The organism is Amycolatopsis sp. H20-H5, from assembly GCF_035828755.1.
In the GTDB taxonomy this organism is placed as follows: Bacteria; Actinomycetota; Actinomycetes; order Mycobacteriales; family Pseudonocardiaceae; genus Amycolatopsis.
In genome coordinates, this window is the sequence record NZ_JAYMZS010000077.1 from 1 (window position 1) to 15837 (window position 15837).

13 protein-coding genes are annotated in these 15837 nt (G+C 65.4%); 5 read left to right on the forward strand and 8 right to left on the reverse strand.

The annotated features are described in order from the left end of the window. The first annotated feature begins 249 nt into the window (after nt 1–249). The 3 genes from QMK34_RS32005 (at nt 250) to QMK34_RS32010 (ending at nt 1993) form a co-directional block, all read left to right on the forward strand. Complete coding sequence (locus QMK34_RS32005; protein ID WP_326418369.1) at nt 250–996, forward strand: hypothetical protein; 747 nt, start codon at nt 250–252, stop codon at nt 994–996. A 195-nt stretch (nt 997–1191) separates the two neighbouring features. Continuing rightward, on the forward strand, nt 1192–1773 hold the full coding sequence (locus QMK34_RS47985; protein WP_442785257.1) for a helix-turn-helix transcriptional regulator: 582 nt from the start codon (nt 1192–1194) through the stop codon (nt 1771–1773). Next, on the forward strand, nt 1670–1993 hold the full coding sequence (locus tag QMK34_RS32010) for a hypothetical protein (RefSeq protein ID WP_326418370.1): 324 nt from the start codon (nt 1670–1672) through the stop codon (nt 1991–1993). The genes QMK34_RS47985 and QMK34_RS32010 overlap by 104 nt, the downstream gene beginning before the upstream one ends. A gap of 465 nt (nt 1994–2458) precedes the next feature. On the opposite strand, the gene QMK34_RS32015 is transcribed toward QMK34_RS32010, so the two are convergent. Then, nucleotides 2459–5293 (reverse strand): ATP-binding protein, encoded by a 2835-nt coding sequence (locus QMK34_RS32015; protein WP_326418371.1) that lies wholly within the window; start codon nt 5291–5293, stop codon nt 2459–2461. A 503-nt stretch (nt 5294–5796) separates the two neighbouring features. Between QMK34_RS32015 and QMK34_RS32020 the strand changes: the two genes are divergently transcribed. Both QMK34_RS32020 and QMK34_RS32025 read left to right on the forward strand, forming a co-directional pair. Then, nucleotides 5797–7959 carry a tetratricopeptide repeat protein gene (locus tag QMK34_RS32020; RefSeq protein WP_326418373.1) on the forward strand — a complete coding sequence of 721 codons (2163 nt, stop codon included), beginning with the start codon at nt 5797–5799 and terminating at the stop codon, nt 7957–7959. 768 nt (nt 7960–8727) lie between these two features. Continuing rightward, a complete protein-coding gene (locus tag QMK34_RS32025) occupies nt 8728–9852 on the forward strand; it encodes a ThiF family adenylyltransferase (protein ID WP_326418374.1) in 1125 nt (374 codons plus the stop codon). A 279-nt stretch (nt 9853–10131) separates the two neighbouring features. Here QMK34_RS32025 and QMK34_RS32030 read toward each other — a convergent pair whose 3' ends face one another. The 7 genes from QMK34_RS32030 to QMK34_RS32060 form a co-directional block, all read right to left on the reverse strand. Beyond that, nucleotides 10132–10356 carry a hypothetical protein gene (locus tag QMK34_RS32030; protein WP_326418375.1) on the reverse strand — a complete coding sequence of 75 codons (225 nt, stop codon included), beginning with the start codon at nt 10354–10356 and terminating at the stop codon, nt 10132–10134. A gap of 513 nt (nt 10357–10869) precedes the next feature. Further along, nucleotides 10870–12072, reverse strand: a complete 1203-nt coding sequence (locus QMK34_RS32035; protein ID WP_326418376.1) for a tyrosine-type recombinase/integrase — start codon at nt 12070–12072, stop codon at nt 10870–10872. A gap of 122 nt (nt 12073–12194) precedes the next feature. Next, entirely contained in the window at nt 12195–12533 is a 339-nt protein-coding gene (locus tag QMK34_RS32040) for a helix-turn-helix domain-containing protein (RefSeq protein ID WP_326418377.1), read from the reverse strand. After that, nucleotides 12530–12895, reverse strand: a complete 366-nt coding sequence (locus tag QMK34_RS32045) for a hypothetical protein (RefSeq protein ID WP_326418378.1) — start codon at nt 12893–12895, stop codon at nt 12530–12532. The genes QMK34_RS32040 and QMK34_RS32045 overlap by 4 nt, the downstream gene beginning before the upstream one ends. Before the next feature lie 375 nt (nt 12896–13270). Beyond that, nucleotides 13271–14374 (reverse strand): DNA cytosine methyltransferase, encoded by a 1104-nt coding sequence (locus QMK34_RS32050; RefSeq protein WP_326418379.1) that lies wholly within the window; start codon nt 14372–14374, stop codon nt 13271–13273. Beyond that, nucleotides 14361–14546: a hypothetical protein gene (locus QMK34_RS32055; protein WP_326418381.1), complete on the reverse strand. Its 186-nt coding sequence runs from the start codon at nt 14544–14546 to the stop codon at nt 14361–14363. Before QMK34_RS32055 ends, QMK34_RS32050 begins: the two co-directional genes overlap by 14 nt. Nucleotides 14547–14721: 175 nt before the next feature. Continuing rightward, a complete protein-coding gene (locus tag QMK34_RS32060) occupies nt 14722–15834 on the reverse strand; it encodes a DNA methyltransferase (protein WP_326418382.1) in 1113 nt (370 codons plus the stop codon). Nucleotides 15835–15837 lie beyond the last annotated feature (3 nt).

The window sequence follows — 15837 nt, forward strand, 5'->3', positions numbered from 1 at the left end:
CAGACCCAACCAGGACACAACAGTGGACAAGCTGGGAACGCCAGCAAGTCAACCACGCCCGCAACCAGCCGACCAGCACAAAACCCACCCCAAGATCACCCCACCAGCCAATCCACGGATCCAGGCTTAGAGGCCTGGGACTCTGACGATCTCAGCTGGTATCCGCTGCTGACAGACATTCTCACGGCTCTTGGACAGAAAGACGCACCTCCCCCGGAGGCAGAAGCTCCTCTCGGTAGCCTGGCCGCCGTGGGTTTGGCAGTACTGAGGATGCATACCGCGCGCTACGACTACGGCTCCGAGAAGGCACTGCAGTACCGCCGCGTCGTGAAAGCCGTCAGCCACCTGCTGTCGGCAGCTGTACCTGACCTGGTCGACGAGTACACCGACATGCTGAGCAAGCGATTCGGCCGCATGCTGGATCTCGAATCAGTACTGGAACTGGCATCCGAAGAAGTCCAGGACGACCCCATCGCCAACGCGATACACGCACTCGAAGAGCGCGACATCAAGGTCCACGCGGATGGTCCTGCCATCCTCCATGTGCACGGCACGACGCGCAACCCAGCGCTCGCTGCACTAGAAGCAATCGCAGCAGCAGAGGAGGTCACCCTTGCTACGTGGGCAGAAAATAACACCGGCAGATGGGCCCTGCTGATTTGGCAGGCCCCTGATCTCTACTGCATCGAGCACGCCGACACAGTGCAGTTGTGGCACCACTATCGTTGCAGCCGAAGGATTACCCCCCGGACGTTGGCACGTGCCCGAGATTTCGAGCTCGCGGAACGCGTTCGATACCCCGCTCGAATCACCCCGATCCCACAGGCTGTGACTGCCGCGCTAGCACTCGGCATAGAGATGTCCCACCCCCTTGCATGCCCTCGTTCCCAGGTTGAAGACCATGCAAGTCGAATCGCCCGCCGGGCGGCCGCCATGGCGCCTTCGCCCGGGCGGGATCGAGACCATCTACGTGGCAACGGGCCAGCTCGTCGCTGAGATGTCCAGGGCCAACGGAGGACGGCCGGAGCGTTCGAGAACGCGGAACGTGAAGAAGCTCGCGCCCGCGCAGGCGCCGCGTATGGTCGGACAGGGCGGATCCCACGGGGCCTGAACAGCTATGATTACGGTACGCGGCAGTAGTGTCACCCACCATGCCTGCTCTCGATCTAGCCCCGGCACGCGGAGGTGCTCGTGACCAGCAGCGACCACTCACAGAACCGTCTTGCGTACGAGACTCGACGGTTGCGCACCGTGGCGAAGTTGAGCCAGCCGCAGCTCTCCAAGCAGGTCGGCTACACCCGGCAGTATGTGTCGCTGGCCGAGAATCCCGGTAAGAATCTGCCGTCACGGGAGCTCATCGACGCGCTCGACACGGCGCTCAACGCCGGCGGGCGTCTGCGGGAACTTCGGGAGCAAGCCAAGATCGAACAGCGGGCCGGACGGCATACCGCAGCTACGCCGTACGTAACTACACCTGACGGCAAGGCACCGGCCGGTAGGCCCGCACCTGAACACGGTTCTTCGTCTGACGGGTCGCTCCTGGGAACGCGGAGATGCTTGACAGTCCCGCTGCACGGCGTTTTACCATCCGCACAGACAGGTGGTCGTATACTTGTCCTGTATTCGACACGGAGGAGGGTGTGCTGTGCCTGGGCCAGTGCTGGTGTCAATGGCTGCAACCGTCGCAGGGCGTATGGTGGTGGGGTTGTACAACCTGGTCAAGGAGAAATTTGCCTCGGACCCCGACGCTTCGGCGGTACTCGAGGCCGCTGAGGGGGCAGCACAGGATTCCCCACAGGTACTGACGCTGGCCGAGGCTTTGGAAGCCAAGCGGGCAGAGGACCCGGTGTTCGACGAGCAAGTAGGTGCTGAGTGGGAACGCGCCACAATTGAGCAGCACGCCGATTCCGGCGGCGTGACCAACCAAGTCTCAGGACAGGTCAGCGGAAAAGTTCTGCAGGCCCGGGATATCCAGGGCGGCGTCACCTTCTGACCATGGCGGACGGGCCGGCCACAATCCTCGGCGGAGCAGGATACCTGCCAAGGCACCGTTCCTGGACGCTTCCGCATGGCACCGGGACGGCAACAAGCTGACCAACATGAGCGGCGAGGAGTGCATGGGCAGCACGATAAGCGGCATTACGAAGGGTGCGCGGTAGTACAGACCGGGGTTATCGGGCAAGCCTTCTTTTCGCGGTCTCTACAAGAAACTGCCTGTTGTGCCGGCGGCGCCTTGCCCAATACTTTGCGGGTAATCACCGGCCGTTGAGATCCACTCGCAGCGCTGGACGCGCTATTGCTCGATACTGGACATGACGCCAACGCGATGGTGGATGGCACCGGCGGCAGCGGGACACCAGTCTGACAGCGCACTGGGCGCCTCGCGTCCAAGACCGGCTTGACAGAACTCTGTTTGTTTGGTGGTGACATCGTGCGTTGGCCCGGTTCGGCATCACTACTACCGGGAGAGCAACTCGAGAAACGCAGCGACTTGGGCCGCTTGGGGGGCCTGCAACTGCCGGTAGAGCGTCAGTGCCTCCCGGAGCCGGTCGCTTCCCTCGCGGGTGCGTCCGCTTTCCACGAGACAGCGTCCTAATCCTTCTAAGGCAACAGCCTGTTGCGGAAGTGACCCGGTCTCCAGCGTCAGCTCCCACGCCCGCCGGTACTTGTCGATCGCCTCTGGAAGGCGAGAGCGGTCCTTCTCCAGTAGCCCCAGATCGTTGAGCACCTCGGCTTGGCCGTTACGGTCGCCGGTCTCGACATGGAGATCGTGGGCCAGCGTCAACTGGGTGACAGCCGTGAGGAGGTCGCCGGTGGCCTGATGAACGCGGCCGATGTTCTTATAAGTGGCCGCTTGCCCGTGCCGGTGTCCGAGGTCGGTGAAGATCTCATGGGCTGTGGTGAAGGTGTCACCTGCGTGCTGATAATCGCTGCTCAAGTAGTACACACGACCGAGCGCAACCAACGTGTTTGCCTGGCCTAGGCGACTGCCGGCTTGGACGTGCAGGGCATGAGCCCGATTGAGCGTTTCGGCGGCCTTCTCGTAATGGCCGTTCATGTACTGAATTCGCCCAAGGCCAATCAGCGTGTTCGCTTCCCCACGACGACTTCCGGCAGCGATATTCATGGCGTGAGCCTTGGTCAGTGTCTCGGTGGCGTTTGCGTAGTCACCGATGAGAATCTGCACCTCGCCCAGGTCCTTAAGCGCACTGGCACGGCCGAGCAGCTCGCCGAGCCGAGCGTAGAGTTCCTGCGCACGAGTGAGATCCTGCGCCGCTCCACTGTAATTTCCTAACCTGGCCCGTGCAGACCCCAGATTGGCCAAGGCGTTCGCCTGCCCGAGTTCGTCACCGAGCTGAATTTGGATGGCGAACGCCTCGGTAAGGCTCTGTTCTGCCTCCCGATGGTCGCCGGTGCGCCGTTGCATGCGGCCTAGGTTAGTAAGAGCAACGGCCTCCTCCCGTTTACCGGACGTATGTCTAATGGCTTCGAGTGCGGCGCATTGAATGGCATGAGCCAAAGCCCAGTGCCCTCGAAACTCCAAATGAGGTTGTACTGCGTCAGCGAGGTACAACGACCGGACGGGCTGGTTCCTCGCTATACGACTGATGCTGGCGCTGATGTTCGCGTGTTCAGAATCGAGCCACTCCCTTGCCGCACGTGCATTATCGAGACCCGGAATTCGGTCCGGGAGCTGCCCGGGAGAACGCGGGGGCAGGACATTGATCGAACGATGATCAGGCAGCTGCGAGCTGGCGGTGGTAGTGCAGTGCAGGTAGTAGTCAAGCAGGCGGTCGAGGGCGAGTGTGTTGTCTACGGTCGGGTCGTGAGAGGCCAACTTGCGGGCATAGTCGCGGATGAGGTCGTGGCAGCGGTAGCGGCCAGGATGCAACTCGTCCACGAGGTTGTCGGTGTAGAGCGCGTCGAGCCGACCTGCTGTCGTATCCACGGGGCGTCCGTCGAGCGCCGCAGCGGCATAGGCGTCGATGTCGGCACCAGGGTGAAGACCGAGGCGTCGGAACAACTGTCGCTGCTCCAGGGGCAGGTCGTCGTAGGAGAGCCGAAATGTGCTCTCCACGGCGAGGTTTTCAGCACGCAGCTCGGCTAGCCGATCTTGAGTGCGAGCAACTTTGGTGGCGAGATAGCGCAGATTCCAAGAAGGGTGATGACGCAACCTGCCCGCCAGGAGGCTAATCGCCAACGGCAGATAGCCGCACAGGCCCATCAGCTCAGCAAGAGCGTCCGGGTCGTCATCACGGTTACGCGAGAGCCGGTTAAACAGCGTCGCCGCCTGGTTCAGCGGCAGTGTCCCCAAGGTGATCGGGTTCAGGTCGTCGATCCCCTCCAGCCTGCGTCGGCTGGTGATCAAAACAGCGCAGCTCTGCGAGCTGGGGAAAAGTGGACGTACCTGCTCATGGCTCGCGGCGTTGTCGAGGAGGACCAGCGCTTTCCTTCCTGTCATGCGATGACGCCACAGGGCAGCACGGTCGTCAAGAGCTGTGGGCATAGTAGAAGCGTCGACACCGGTTGCTGCGAGAAGCGAACCCAAGGCCGCAGTAGGGTCGACTGGTCGTTGTCCTGAGGTGTGTCCGTGCAAGGGCAGGAAGATCAGCCCGTCTGGGAAGCAGTCCCTCAGCAGGTGCGCCGCGTGTACCGCGAACGCCGTCTTGCCGATACCCGGCATGCCGTCTACCGCGTAGATTCCACTTCCTGTGGATTCGCCACCTGGGGAAGCGGCCGTGGCGGTTATCGCATTAAGCAACTCCCCGAGTTCTTCGTCGCGTCCGGTGAACGCCGCGATGTCACGGGGCATCGAGAGAATCGATGCAGTGGTCAACCGCGAGAGCCACGCGTTCTCGGGAACCGCATGATGAATGTGGACTCCACCATGAATCACGCCTGCCTGCACGGTCACGCCTTCGATGACGCCGGAAATCTCCGTCCTCCCCCTGTCTGTAGCTCGGGGATGCGCTGGGGTCTCGCCGAGCACGACAGTATCAAGTAGTTCGGTGAGGCGGGCGTGGTCTTCGCGCAGCCGTCGTCTCTCCTCGTCGAGAGACAGTTCACACTGCCGGGCGTGCGCGGCGTTGACACAGGCGGTGACATAGGCTGAGATGCGTTCCCACGGCGGCGCCTTTACGAACTTGCCTGCCAGCAGGTCCGACAATGATGACCGTGTCAAGCCTTGCTCAGTGTCGCAGGCCAGCAGTTGTGCTTGGTGCGGATGTCCGGCTGCGGCGAGTAGACGTCGCAGCCGTTGCACAAACCAGTCGCGCTGACTCTGCGCCCCCATTCGCCCCGCTCCTCAGATCCGGTGTCCGGAATCCTTCGGACACCGGAGCAGTGAAATGTAGGTCCACCGGCGCGTGAATCCAGCGGATCCGGGGTTGTCCCGGGAACAGCCCACCCGATCGGCTCAATGGTCCATCGTGGTCACCGACAGGTCAACCGCCCATTCAGGGCGGTTGTCACAAGAGTGGGTGGCCGTGACATCGTGAGTTGGCCCCACGGTTCGACATGTCGAGGTGGAGCCAAGCCAGCTTACCAAAATCAAGCCAGTCACAACGCGGTTGATCATCGCGATTAGTTCTCTGAGGCTCAGGCCGGTACGCCGCCCAGACCTAGGGGTGCCGAACACACAACTCGCCGAGTCGTTGAGACTCCTCACTACGCGACCTCACCAGCCTAGAACCGTGCTCAGCGTGCTGAACCACGACTGCCAGGCTGGTGCTCCATCAGAGTGGTGTCGGCGTATCGCGCCACGGATGCGCAGCGCATCGCGCCAAACTTCCTGATGTGACTGACAAGGAGAACGTGGGGAACGCGATCAGCGGCCGAGTGGCCGGCTCAGTGGTCCAGGCAGGCACCATCGGGCAGGTCGTCCTGCCGCCTGCACACCCCGAGCCCCTGCCCGTGCCCCGCCAGCTGCCGCCGGCGATGCGGGACTTCACTGGCCGAGATCATCAACTCGCTGCTCTGGACGCGCTCTTGCCGGATTCCGAGTACAACGCGAGCGTGATAGGGGTCGCGGTTGTGGACGGCGCCGGTGGTGGCGGGAAAACCACGACGGTCGTCTACTGGGCGCACCAGGCCCAAGATCGTTTCCCAGATGGAACGCTGTTCGCGAATCTGCGAGGTTACGGTCCTAGCAATCCACTGGACCCGCTGATGGCGCTGTCCTCGTTCCTGCCCGCGCTCGGAGTAGCCGAGTCTCATATTCCGGCAGACGTGGACGCTCAGGCCGGGCTGTATCGTTCGGTGCTGGCGAGCAAGCGAGTGCTGATCGTGCTCGACAATGCCTCCGACGCTGGGCAAGTCCGGCCGCTGCTACCTGGTACACCAGGTTGCCTGGTGGTGGTGACCAGCCGGAACAGCCTGACCGAGCTGGTTGTAGCCGAGGCAGCGCACCGATTCGGTCTCGACCCGTTTACCCCCGCGGAGTCCCACGCTCTATTACGTAGGATCCTGGGGCCCGCCCGGGTCGATGCTGAACCCGAAGCTGTCACCGAGCTGGTGCGGGTATGTGCAGGATTGCCGCTGGCGGTGCGGGTCGCAGCTACTCGAGCCGCTGCCCGTCCCCAGCTCGGCCTCTCCGATGTCGTCGCTGATATCACTGAAGACCATGGGCGTGGCTACAAAGACTCGTTCGGGGGGAGCGGAGACGTGGGAGACGCGGTGCGGTCGGTCTTCGATTGGTCCTATACCCGCCTGTCCGCCGAGCAGGCCAAAGTGTTCCGGCGTCTCGGGCTGCATCCGAGCCAGGAGTTCGGGGTACACGCGGCTGCTGCGCTTACCCGTCTTGACCTGCTCACCGTGTATCGGTGCTTGGAGACGCTGGCCGAACTGCACCTGGTGGAGCCGGTCAGTCGGAAACGGTACCGGATGCACGATCTGCTGCACGCCTACGCAGCGCACCGCTCCGAACTCGACGAGACCTCCGTGGACCGCCACGACGCGGTGACGCGAGTACTGGCTTGGTACGCACGCACGGCGCAGCGCGCTGATCGAGCCGTATACCCCCTGCTGGCTGGGATGCCCGGTGAGGTGCATTCAGTCGAGGAAGAGTTGTCGTTCGCAGACCGGGTGCAGGCGTTGGCGTGGCTGCGCACCGAGCACACCAACCTGGTCGCTGCGACGCGCTTCGCGGTGGAGGGTCAGCAGCAGGAGCTCGCCGTCGCGCTTGCCACGTCGTGCAGGTTCCTGAGCTACCGCGAGAGGGTGATGGCCACCCTCCACATCGAGGTCACTTCGCTGGGCTTGTCGGCTACACGAACCATGGGCAATCATGCAGTGGAAGCTCTTCTTCTGACTTCGAGAGCGGAGACACAGGTCTACCTGGGTAATCTCGCTGACGCCGAGGCCGACTTCGCCAGTACTCTCACTCTCGCTGACGCCGTTGACGATCGCTTTTTCCTGTTCCTGGGCTTGATTGGCCTGGGTCAGGTTCGCTTTCACAGTGACCGATTGCACGATGCCCGGGAGTACTACCAGCGGGCGCTCCTTCCTGCCCAGGAGCTGGGAGGTGGGCGAAGTGAGGCCGTGGTGCATGCCAATCTGAGTCAGATCAGCACTCGGCTCGGTGAGTTTGAGCAGGCTTTGGACCATGCTAAGCAGGAATTGGTGTTGCGCCGTCGTGCCGGTGACCAGACCGGCGTCGCGTTCGCCCTGTACGATGCCGCGCTGGCGAGGCAAGGTCTAGGAGAGCACGCCACAGCCATCGGCTTGTGCCGTGAAGCTGTCGCGATCTACCGGGCGTCCGACGATATCGGGGACGATCTGGTTCAGGCAATCCTGACGCTGGCTACGTCATTGGAATACGCTGGGCATCTCGCTGAGGCAGCGGTCAGCCTCCGCGAGGCTCTCACAGTCCTTACACGACTGGACAATCCGCAGGCCGAGCGGACACACCAGCGGCTGATCGCCTTGGAATCTCGCATCGGCAACGAACCACCCCGCTGAGCCGCCGGGGCGGTTTGGCCTCACGAGACATCCTTGACACCAAACCGCCCGGCAGCCCGAGTCAGAACGTGACGCCACCCTGGCTGTCCCATGCTTGCAGAACCTTTTCCGCTGACCTACCCGGACGTCTGGTTAGTCACGCCGCCTGTCTCGACATGCTGCTAGACCGCGGCGCCCTGCCATTTGGCACGAAACCGCTCTTCGAACGCCGGATCCGCCGTCTGCGTCACCTCCAGAGCCTCGGCCACCTCGTGCATCTGCGGTAAATCCTGAGCGGCGCCGCTGTCGCAGGCCAGCCGTAGCCCGCACGGATCGGATTCCCCGCCTCACCCCTACAGTCGCCGCAACTGCTCACTGCACTGTGCACTTACTTTCACGGCGCGTCTCTCCTCCCAATTCCGGAACCCTCCGGAATCCCGAATCCGGAAACCTAGCCCACGCAGCGCGCGAGCGAGGCAAATCCGGGGTCTGCCGAGAACCGCGCACCCGATCGGTCGACCGGCTCATTGTGGTCACCGGCAGGTAATCCAGCCGGCTGGCAAGCGAGCGTGAGGGTGACGGTGAGGGAATGGACCAGTTGCGCTTCCACCCGGAGGTATCCGAAGCCGGACTGACGCGCCGCGGTTGCATCACGGCCCCGCGATCGCGTTCCCACAGGATCGGGGGGGGGAGGTGGATGGCAATGATCGAGTTCGAAGATATCGAGCAAGAGATGACCTTTAGCGGCGGCAACGCCAGTGGCTCGTAATAGGTGGAGGGAGAGGTTCCATGCAGCGTCCGAAGATCAAAAATGAGCACTGGCCCGTCCGGTACGGCGACGATGTAGTCCGGATCGGCGGGATCGTTCCAGGGATCGCCAAGAACATCCCGGACCCGGATGGGTGGGTGTGGGCGCTGCTGGGACTTCTCGATGGAACGCGGACGGTGGACCAGGTCGTCGCCGAACTGGTCCACCGCTTTCCCGCCAAACCTGCCGACGAGGTCCACACCGAGGTACGCGTGGATCTCGTCAAGCTGGTCGAAGCCGGTTACGTCGAAGACGCCGCGGAACTCCCTCCCGAGGGGCTGACCGCTGGGGAGCGGGAGCGTTACAGCCGCGGCCGGGCACTGTTGGGGTGGATGGACCTCAGCGTGCGGCAGTCGAGCTGGGACATCCAGATGCGGCTGCGTCAAGCGCGGGTGGTGGTTGTCGGTGTCGGCGGTGTCGGTGGCGTCGCGGCCCTGAGCCTGGCTCTGTCCGGTGTCGGGGAGCTGCATCTGGTGGAACCGGATGTGGTGGAGATGTCCAACCTTAACCGACAGGTTCTGTTCACCGAGCGGGATGTAGGCAGGCCGAAGGTGGAGGCGGCGGTGGAGCGGCTGCGCTACCACAACTCCGACATCGCCGTCACCGGTGCGGCACTGACCATCACCGGGGCGGCCATGCTGGCCGCGCTGGCGGCCCGGTTCGACGTCCTGGTGCTCACTGCGGACCAGCCGCGGGAGATCCGGTCCTGGGCTAACCAGGCCTGCGTCCGGACCGGGACGGCGTGGGTGCACGGCGGGTACCACGGTCCCTGGGTCAACGTTGGCATGTACCGCCCGGGAACCGGTCCGTGCTACGACTGTGCCTATGTCGCGGACCGGGAACACCAGGCCAGGCTTCCGCCCCGCACGCCGGCACCGTGCGGTCGGACACCAGCACCGCATCCAGCCAACGCGATCTCGGCCGGGATCGCCGGGCATCGCGTCGCGCACGCCGCGATGAGCTTGATCACCGGGGTCCCCCCGCTGCCAGCCAATCAGGAGTATGGGACCAGCCTCGTTACTTTCGCCGATAGTGTCGTCCTAGGTCCCAGCGCGCCACGGCCGGACTGCCCGGCCTGTGGGTCAGAAGCCCAAACTCGTCCCTAACACACTGGCTGGAGCCTTGGAAGGGTGATGAGTGCGTCGCGGACTCAACCAGTCCGGCCGGTGGCAGGTTTCCAGGTCAGCCCGCCGGGTCCCCAGGGTGTCTTCCTCGACAAACAGCACGTCAGTAACGCGGTTTCGCGACCGCCGCCAGATACCTCGCGACGGGGCAGCCGCCAGGTTGAAGGCCAGGAGCCGGACGCGTTGCCGACGATCAATGAGGTCCTGTTCTGGCACCTGCCTCGCCTCGATGGCAGCGTCAGCGACGACGGTATGCGGCAATCACGCCGCCGAGCTCGGCTGTCGCGAGGTCAGTTCGTGCTCGGCCGGTGGCCACGTCGGCTTGGGCGTAATAGGGGCCTGCGTATAGACGATGTCGCGGTCGGCCCGGACCTGGACGAGCACCTCAGCGACGGTCGGAAACCGCTCCGGAACGCGCGCCTCGGCGGCTGGTCGGGGTCCGGTGGCGCCCCCGCGGGCGTCGGCGCCGGACTCTGTCTTCTTCATACTACCGAGTCGCGCGAGGATCGACCTCGCTACGACAGGTGCGGTTCCGTGGCCAAGCCGTGTCACAAGGCGGGTCGAGCAGCGGCGAGTTGAACAGGATGGCAGGTGGCAGCGGATGGAACTCAGCGTTCACGAACGGCCTGCCGATGCTCGTCACCCACTGCAGGGCGGCGCGCTCGGCACGGCTGGCCGATGTTGCCGACCATGGTGATGTCCGGTGTCATTCAATCTGCTGCTCGCGGTCAAGGTTCTCCTCCCTCAACCAAACTTCTGCGGGCACGCTCATGTCCGGGTCACCCTGCACGGCAGGACGCCCAGCCCCACGCCGAGTCGCGCGTCGTCCTCTGGCGCTGGCCCAACCCGCTGCAGCAGGTTCCGGCCAAGTCGCGGTCATCAAAGCCTGCGTCGCTCGACGTGCAAGTAGCCAGCCACAGGTAGCCGCTGCTCGCTGACCCGGGCCGCCAGCGACGACGCGGTCATGGGGAAAATCGCGATGAGGTTGCTGCCGTCAGGTCAGGCGGCCTGGGGCAATCGCCATGCGGAGTGTTCGGGCGGAGTGGTATTGCTGGCGAGGGCCTTCTCCCAGCGGAGTTCCAGGGCGTCGAGAAGGCGTTGTTCGACGGCGCGGGCGACGTGGGAGTACGTCTGCTGCACCTGGTCTTCGAGGATGTGCCCGAGGCGCAGGGCTTGGGCGATCTCAGGGATGCCGTCGTCGATCATCCAGGTCTTGTGACTGTGCCGCAGGCCGTGAAAGGTGAGGCCCGGTTTGACGGGGCGCAGTTTGACGGCGGGGTTCTTGAGGTGTGCGTTGCCGTCGGCCGCTTGCCGCAAGGCGCGGCGGGCGAAGTTGCTGCGGCGGTGCAGGTCGTTGAACGGGGTGACGAAGACGTGCGGGTGCTCGTGGGTGGTCAGATGCGCACGGAGCAGTCGAACTATGCAGGGCGGCAGGGTGACGATCCGGGCTGACGCGTCGGTCTTGAGGTGGCCCAGGTACAGCGGCCCACGGTTGGGTTCGTGCAACGCGCCAAAGGTCGAGTCGATGGTGAAGTAACCGGTGTCGTCGTCGAACAGATGCAGGTTCCGTCGTTGCAGACCGACGAGTTCGCCCCAGCGAGCGCCGCTCCATCCGGCGGTGACGAGCAGCACCGCTCCCCCGGCCCCGTATTTCATCGCGATCTGGTCGGCGATGTGCAGCACCTCGGTGGGTTCGGCCCACACCTTCTCCGGCGGCCGTGGTGTGTGACGGCGTCGTCCACGACGGCGTGCCCGGATCGGGTTGGCTGCGATAACTTTCTCGTCGACGGCGTCGGACAGCAACAGCGAAAAGAGTTTCACGATGCTGGCGGCGGTGGCCACCGACAGGCCGCCGTTGCGCAGATCACGTGCCCATTTTTGTGCCTTGATGTTGGTGATGTCGGCCAGGGCGGTGGTTCCCCAGCGGGGGAGGATGTGTTTGTTGAGGAAGCTGTTGTAGTTCTCTTCGGTGCGTTGGTCGATGTCGAGGGAGTCGCGCCATTCGGTGACCCATGTGGCAACGGTGATCTGTCCGGCGGTGGGGTCGATCCAGGTGCCTTTGCGCTGTTCCGCGACCATCTGTGCGACGTAGTCCTCGGCGGTGGTCTCGTCGGGGAACCCGGTGATGGAGCCGATCGTGTTGTCGTCGGTTCGGTAGCGAACGCGCCACGTCCGATCGCCGGACTGTTCGGCCCAGGGCATGGTGAACTCCTTTGGCATGGTGTGGGGGTCTGCGGATCACTGACGGGTCCATGGACGCTCGTATGGCGGCAGAGGGCCAGCGTTCTGGCCGAGAAACTTGTTGCTGGGCGAGACGTCGTGTGTCAGTGCTGGCGACGTCGTCGTGATGCTCGGCGGATCGCCGGGCCAGTACCCCGGCCGGCGTCTCGCGCGGGGCGTTGAGAGATAGCGATGATCTTCTCGAGGTCTGATGGGGCGAAGCGCAAGCGTTTGCCCACGATCGTGCAGGGCAGCAGCCGCTGCCCTGCCTTGCGGCGCAGCCAACTCTCCGAGGTCGCCAGCAGTGTCGCGGCCTCCGCGGGGGTATGGAGCAGTGTGTGCGGTGCGGTCGGTACGGCAGACGGGTCACTGTCGCTCGGCGCGGGGGTGCGGGACGTCGGCTCGTTCTGTTCGTCCGGGGACGCGTCCTGTTCTGGGGTCATGTCGCGCCCTCGATGCCGGCGCACGTGCCTCGCTTTCTCTGCGGACCGCGGGTGCCGCTGTCGCGTTGGTCGCAGGACTCGCTAATGCGGGTGTGTCTGTTGGGGAACGGTGAACGGTTCAGTTCGGCGAGGTCGGCGAGAAGCTGGTCGAGGGCGTGGGCTGCTTGCTGGGGCATGACGCCGTTGCCCAGGGCGCGCAGCTGCGCGGTGCGGGGTAGGTCGAGGGTTTCGGCGGTGGCCCAGTCTGGTGGCAGGCCCATGAGCCACTCGACGAACACAGGGGCCAGCACGGGCCGCCCGTGCCGTCCCGGCTGGGTTGGGTATGGCGCGGGGCGGCCGGTGATGAGTTCCCAGCGGTGCACTGCGGCGGAGTATTCGCCCCAGTCCACCGTCCGGCTATCCGCGGGGGCTGCGTGTTCGGGGTTTCGTGCGCGAGCGGCCATCACGCGTCACCTCCTTCGGTTTCCGTGTCGGTCGACGCCCCGGTGTCGACCGGGCCGGCGGTAGTGGTGGTGTGGTGACGGTGATGACGACCGAGGGCAGCATCAGGTCGCCTTTCGAGCCGCGTTGCGCCGGGCAGCCTTTCGTTCCGTCGGTGGCGCGCGGGGTGGGCAGGAGTCGTAGAGTGTCCAAGAGGGACGGGCCTCCTTGTCGTGACGCAGCGGAGATTCCGTTGGAAGAACCGTCGTGCGCGGTCGGTGTCGGCAACAGGACCCCACGCACCGGGGGAAAGACAGCTACGAAGCCCCCCCCCCACCCGAAATTGTGTTGTCGCGCAACACTGTCCGACTACCGCTGGTGTCGGCGGCGTCGTTTTCTGTTTGAGGGTGCGGGCTTCGTCGGGTAATGACGGTCCGCCCGCGTGGGTGGTGTGGGTGCAGTTCTTCGCGTCCGGCGCCGTCGGTGTCGGCAGCAGCCGGACCGAGTCGGTCAGCGTCACGCACCCGCCGGGGATCGGGCGGCCCGGGTTGAGCACGGTCTGGATCGCCGCCGATCGCGAGTCCACCGACGTCGGTGTCGGCGACAGCTGCAGGGCGTCGTGTTCGACGAGTGGCAGGACCTGTTGCGACCGCGTCGGCCGGAACCCGGCCCCGGCGCGGTGGTCGGGTATCCCAGTGTCCGACGCCAGCGGTAACGACCGGGGTTTGATCACCGAGTCGACGGCGTCGTTGAGGTTGACCTGGTGCCCGCCCGCCCGGCGGCGTGCCGGGTCGGCGGGGCCGCGGGGTTCGCCGTCGCGGGCCTGCGGCGTCGGCATCATCCGCACCCTGCCCCGGCTGGGGGACGGCACACACGAACACGCGTTCCCGTCGGTGGGCGGCGCCGATGTCGCTGGCTCGTACGCAACGCCAGACCGCGTCATACCCCGCTTCGGCCAACCCACCGAGTACTCGATGCAGGCCCCCGTTTTTCCACCTGAGTGCGGCCACGTTCTCCACGACAAGGAGGTCTGGTCGTAGAACACGAACGGAATCCAGCACGTCGCTCCACAAGCCAATGCGCTCTCCCTTCTCGATACCCGCACGCCTCCCGGCGGCGGAAATGTCCTGACACGGAAACCCCGCAGTGAGCACCTCGACCCGCTCCACCGCGGCGAAGTCCACCGCCATCAGATCACCGAGGTTGGGCACGCCGGGCAGCCGAGCGGCGAGGATCGCCGAGGCGTGCGGGTCGGTCTCGGCGTACCACGCGATCCGGCCGCCCAAGACCGACGCGACACCGAGGTCCAGCCCCGCGACACCGGTACACAGCGACCCGATCACCGGGCCCGGCGTCGCGACGAACCGCAACTCCCGCAACAGCACCCCGGGCGCTGCTGCGGGCGTTCTACTCGTCGCCATGGCAGGCCTCCGCAGGTATATGCGGCAGCTCGGGGGTAGTGCGCTGACCGCCGGGCGGTGCGGTATCGCAGCGGTGCCTGATCGCGGCGAAGCGCGCACCGCGACGGGCGTCGCGGGGGTCGGGGTAGTGCTGGTGCCAGCCGCACTGGGCACAGCGAACTCGTGCGCTCATGCCGCGCACCTCCTCTCATCCAGGGCAGCACCCGCACCCGCCCGATTCCTTCGAAGGCCAGTCAGCGGCCGCACCACATCCCCCGGCACGCCGCGCTCGACACCGGAGGTGTCCGGGACGACGCTGCGCTCAAGGCGTCGTGAGGCCTTCGCGACGGGAGGGCACCAGGTGGTGGTCATGCTGCCCACCGGCCCGGCCAGATCGCGCCGTACTCGTCACGCACCGGCACACGCCGCGCGGCTGTCCCGCCACGACCCGGCGAGTCCGCGACATCCGAGCTCGCGGGAAACTGTGCGGTGCGGAAGATGAGCAGGTCCTCATGCGCGATGAGATGCAGCGGCAGTCCGGCGTCGCGCTGCTTGCGGATGAAGTCCCGTTGAAAGAAGCTGCCACGCGCGACGAGGTCCGTGTCCGCGACGCGAGCGAGCAACGCGACACACCGCTCGACAGGGACCAGCCCCGCGGCGATACCGCAGGCGATGACCTGGGAGGGCAGGTCGATCAGCTCGGAGTGTTCCCGCCACGGCCGCACCGTGATCGCGACGTGCCCGCCGGGACGCAAGACCCGGGCACAGGCAGCGAGGATACGGGTGAACCCGGCGAGCAGGCGGTGGTGGCCAATGTTGGCGAGGTTCCCGCGGTCAAGGGTGGAGCCATAGCGGTAGTGGTGCTTGCGGACCTTCCCGTCCGCAGTGTCGGGGCCGCTCGTGACCTGTCCGTGCAGCGACGGGCCGTAGGGCGGGGACGTCACGACGAGCGCGACCTGCCCGACATACTCCGCCGGCAGCAACGTCTCCAGCTGCCGGGCGTCACCGCCGATGACTCGCCCGTCATGATCGTGGCCGCGTTCGCGGGCGAGATCGAGGTTCGCGCGGGCGATGTCGACCCAGTGCGGTTCGTACTCGATGCCCACCGCGCGGCGCCGCAGGTCGATCGCCTCCACCAGGGTGGTGCCGATCCCGCACATCGGATCCAGCACCACGTCGCCGGGACGGGTGTACTGAGCGATCGCGTGGGCGGCGACGGCGGGCAGCATCTTCGCCGGGTGCGCGGTCGACGCCGGTACGAACCGGCCCTTGCGCTGCGCCGCCGGGGACGTCTGCGCGGTCGCCCAGACCGACCCTGGCAACTCCCACGCATCGGCCGCGCTCGTCGCACGGGGTGTGCTGTTACCCGGGATGTCAGCGGTGTCGAAGGTGATGCTGGAGGCGTTGTCGAGCGCGTCGATGAGCGCGCGGGCGATCGGCACGGTCGGCTCGTCCGCCAACGCGTCGGAGGTGTGCGGCATGGG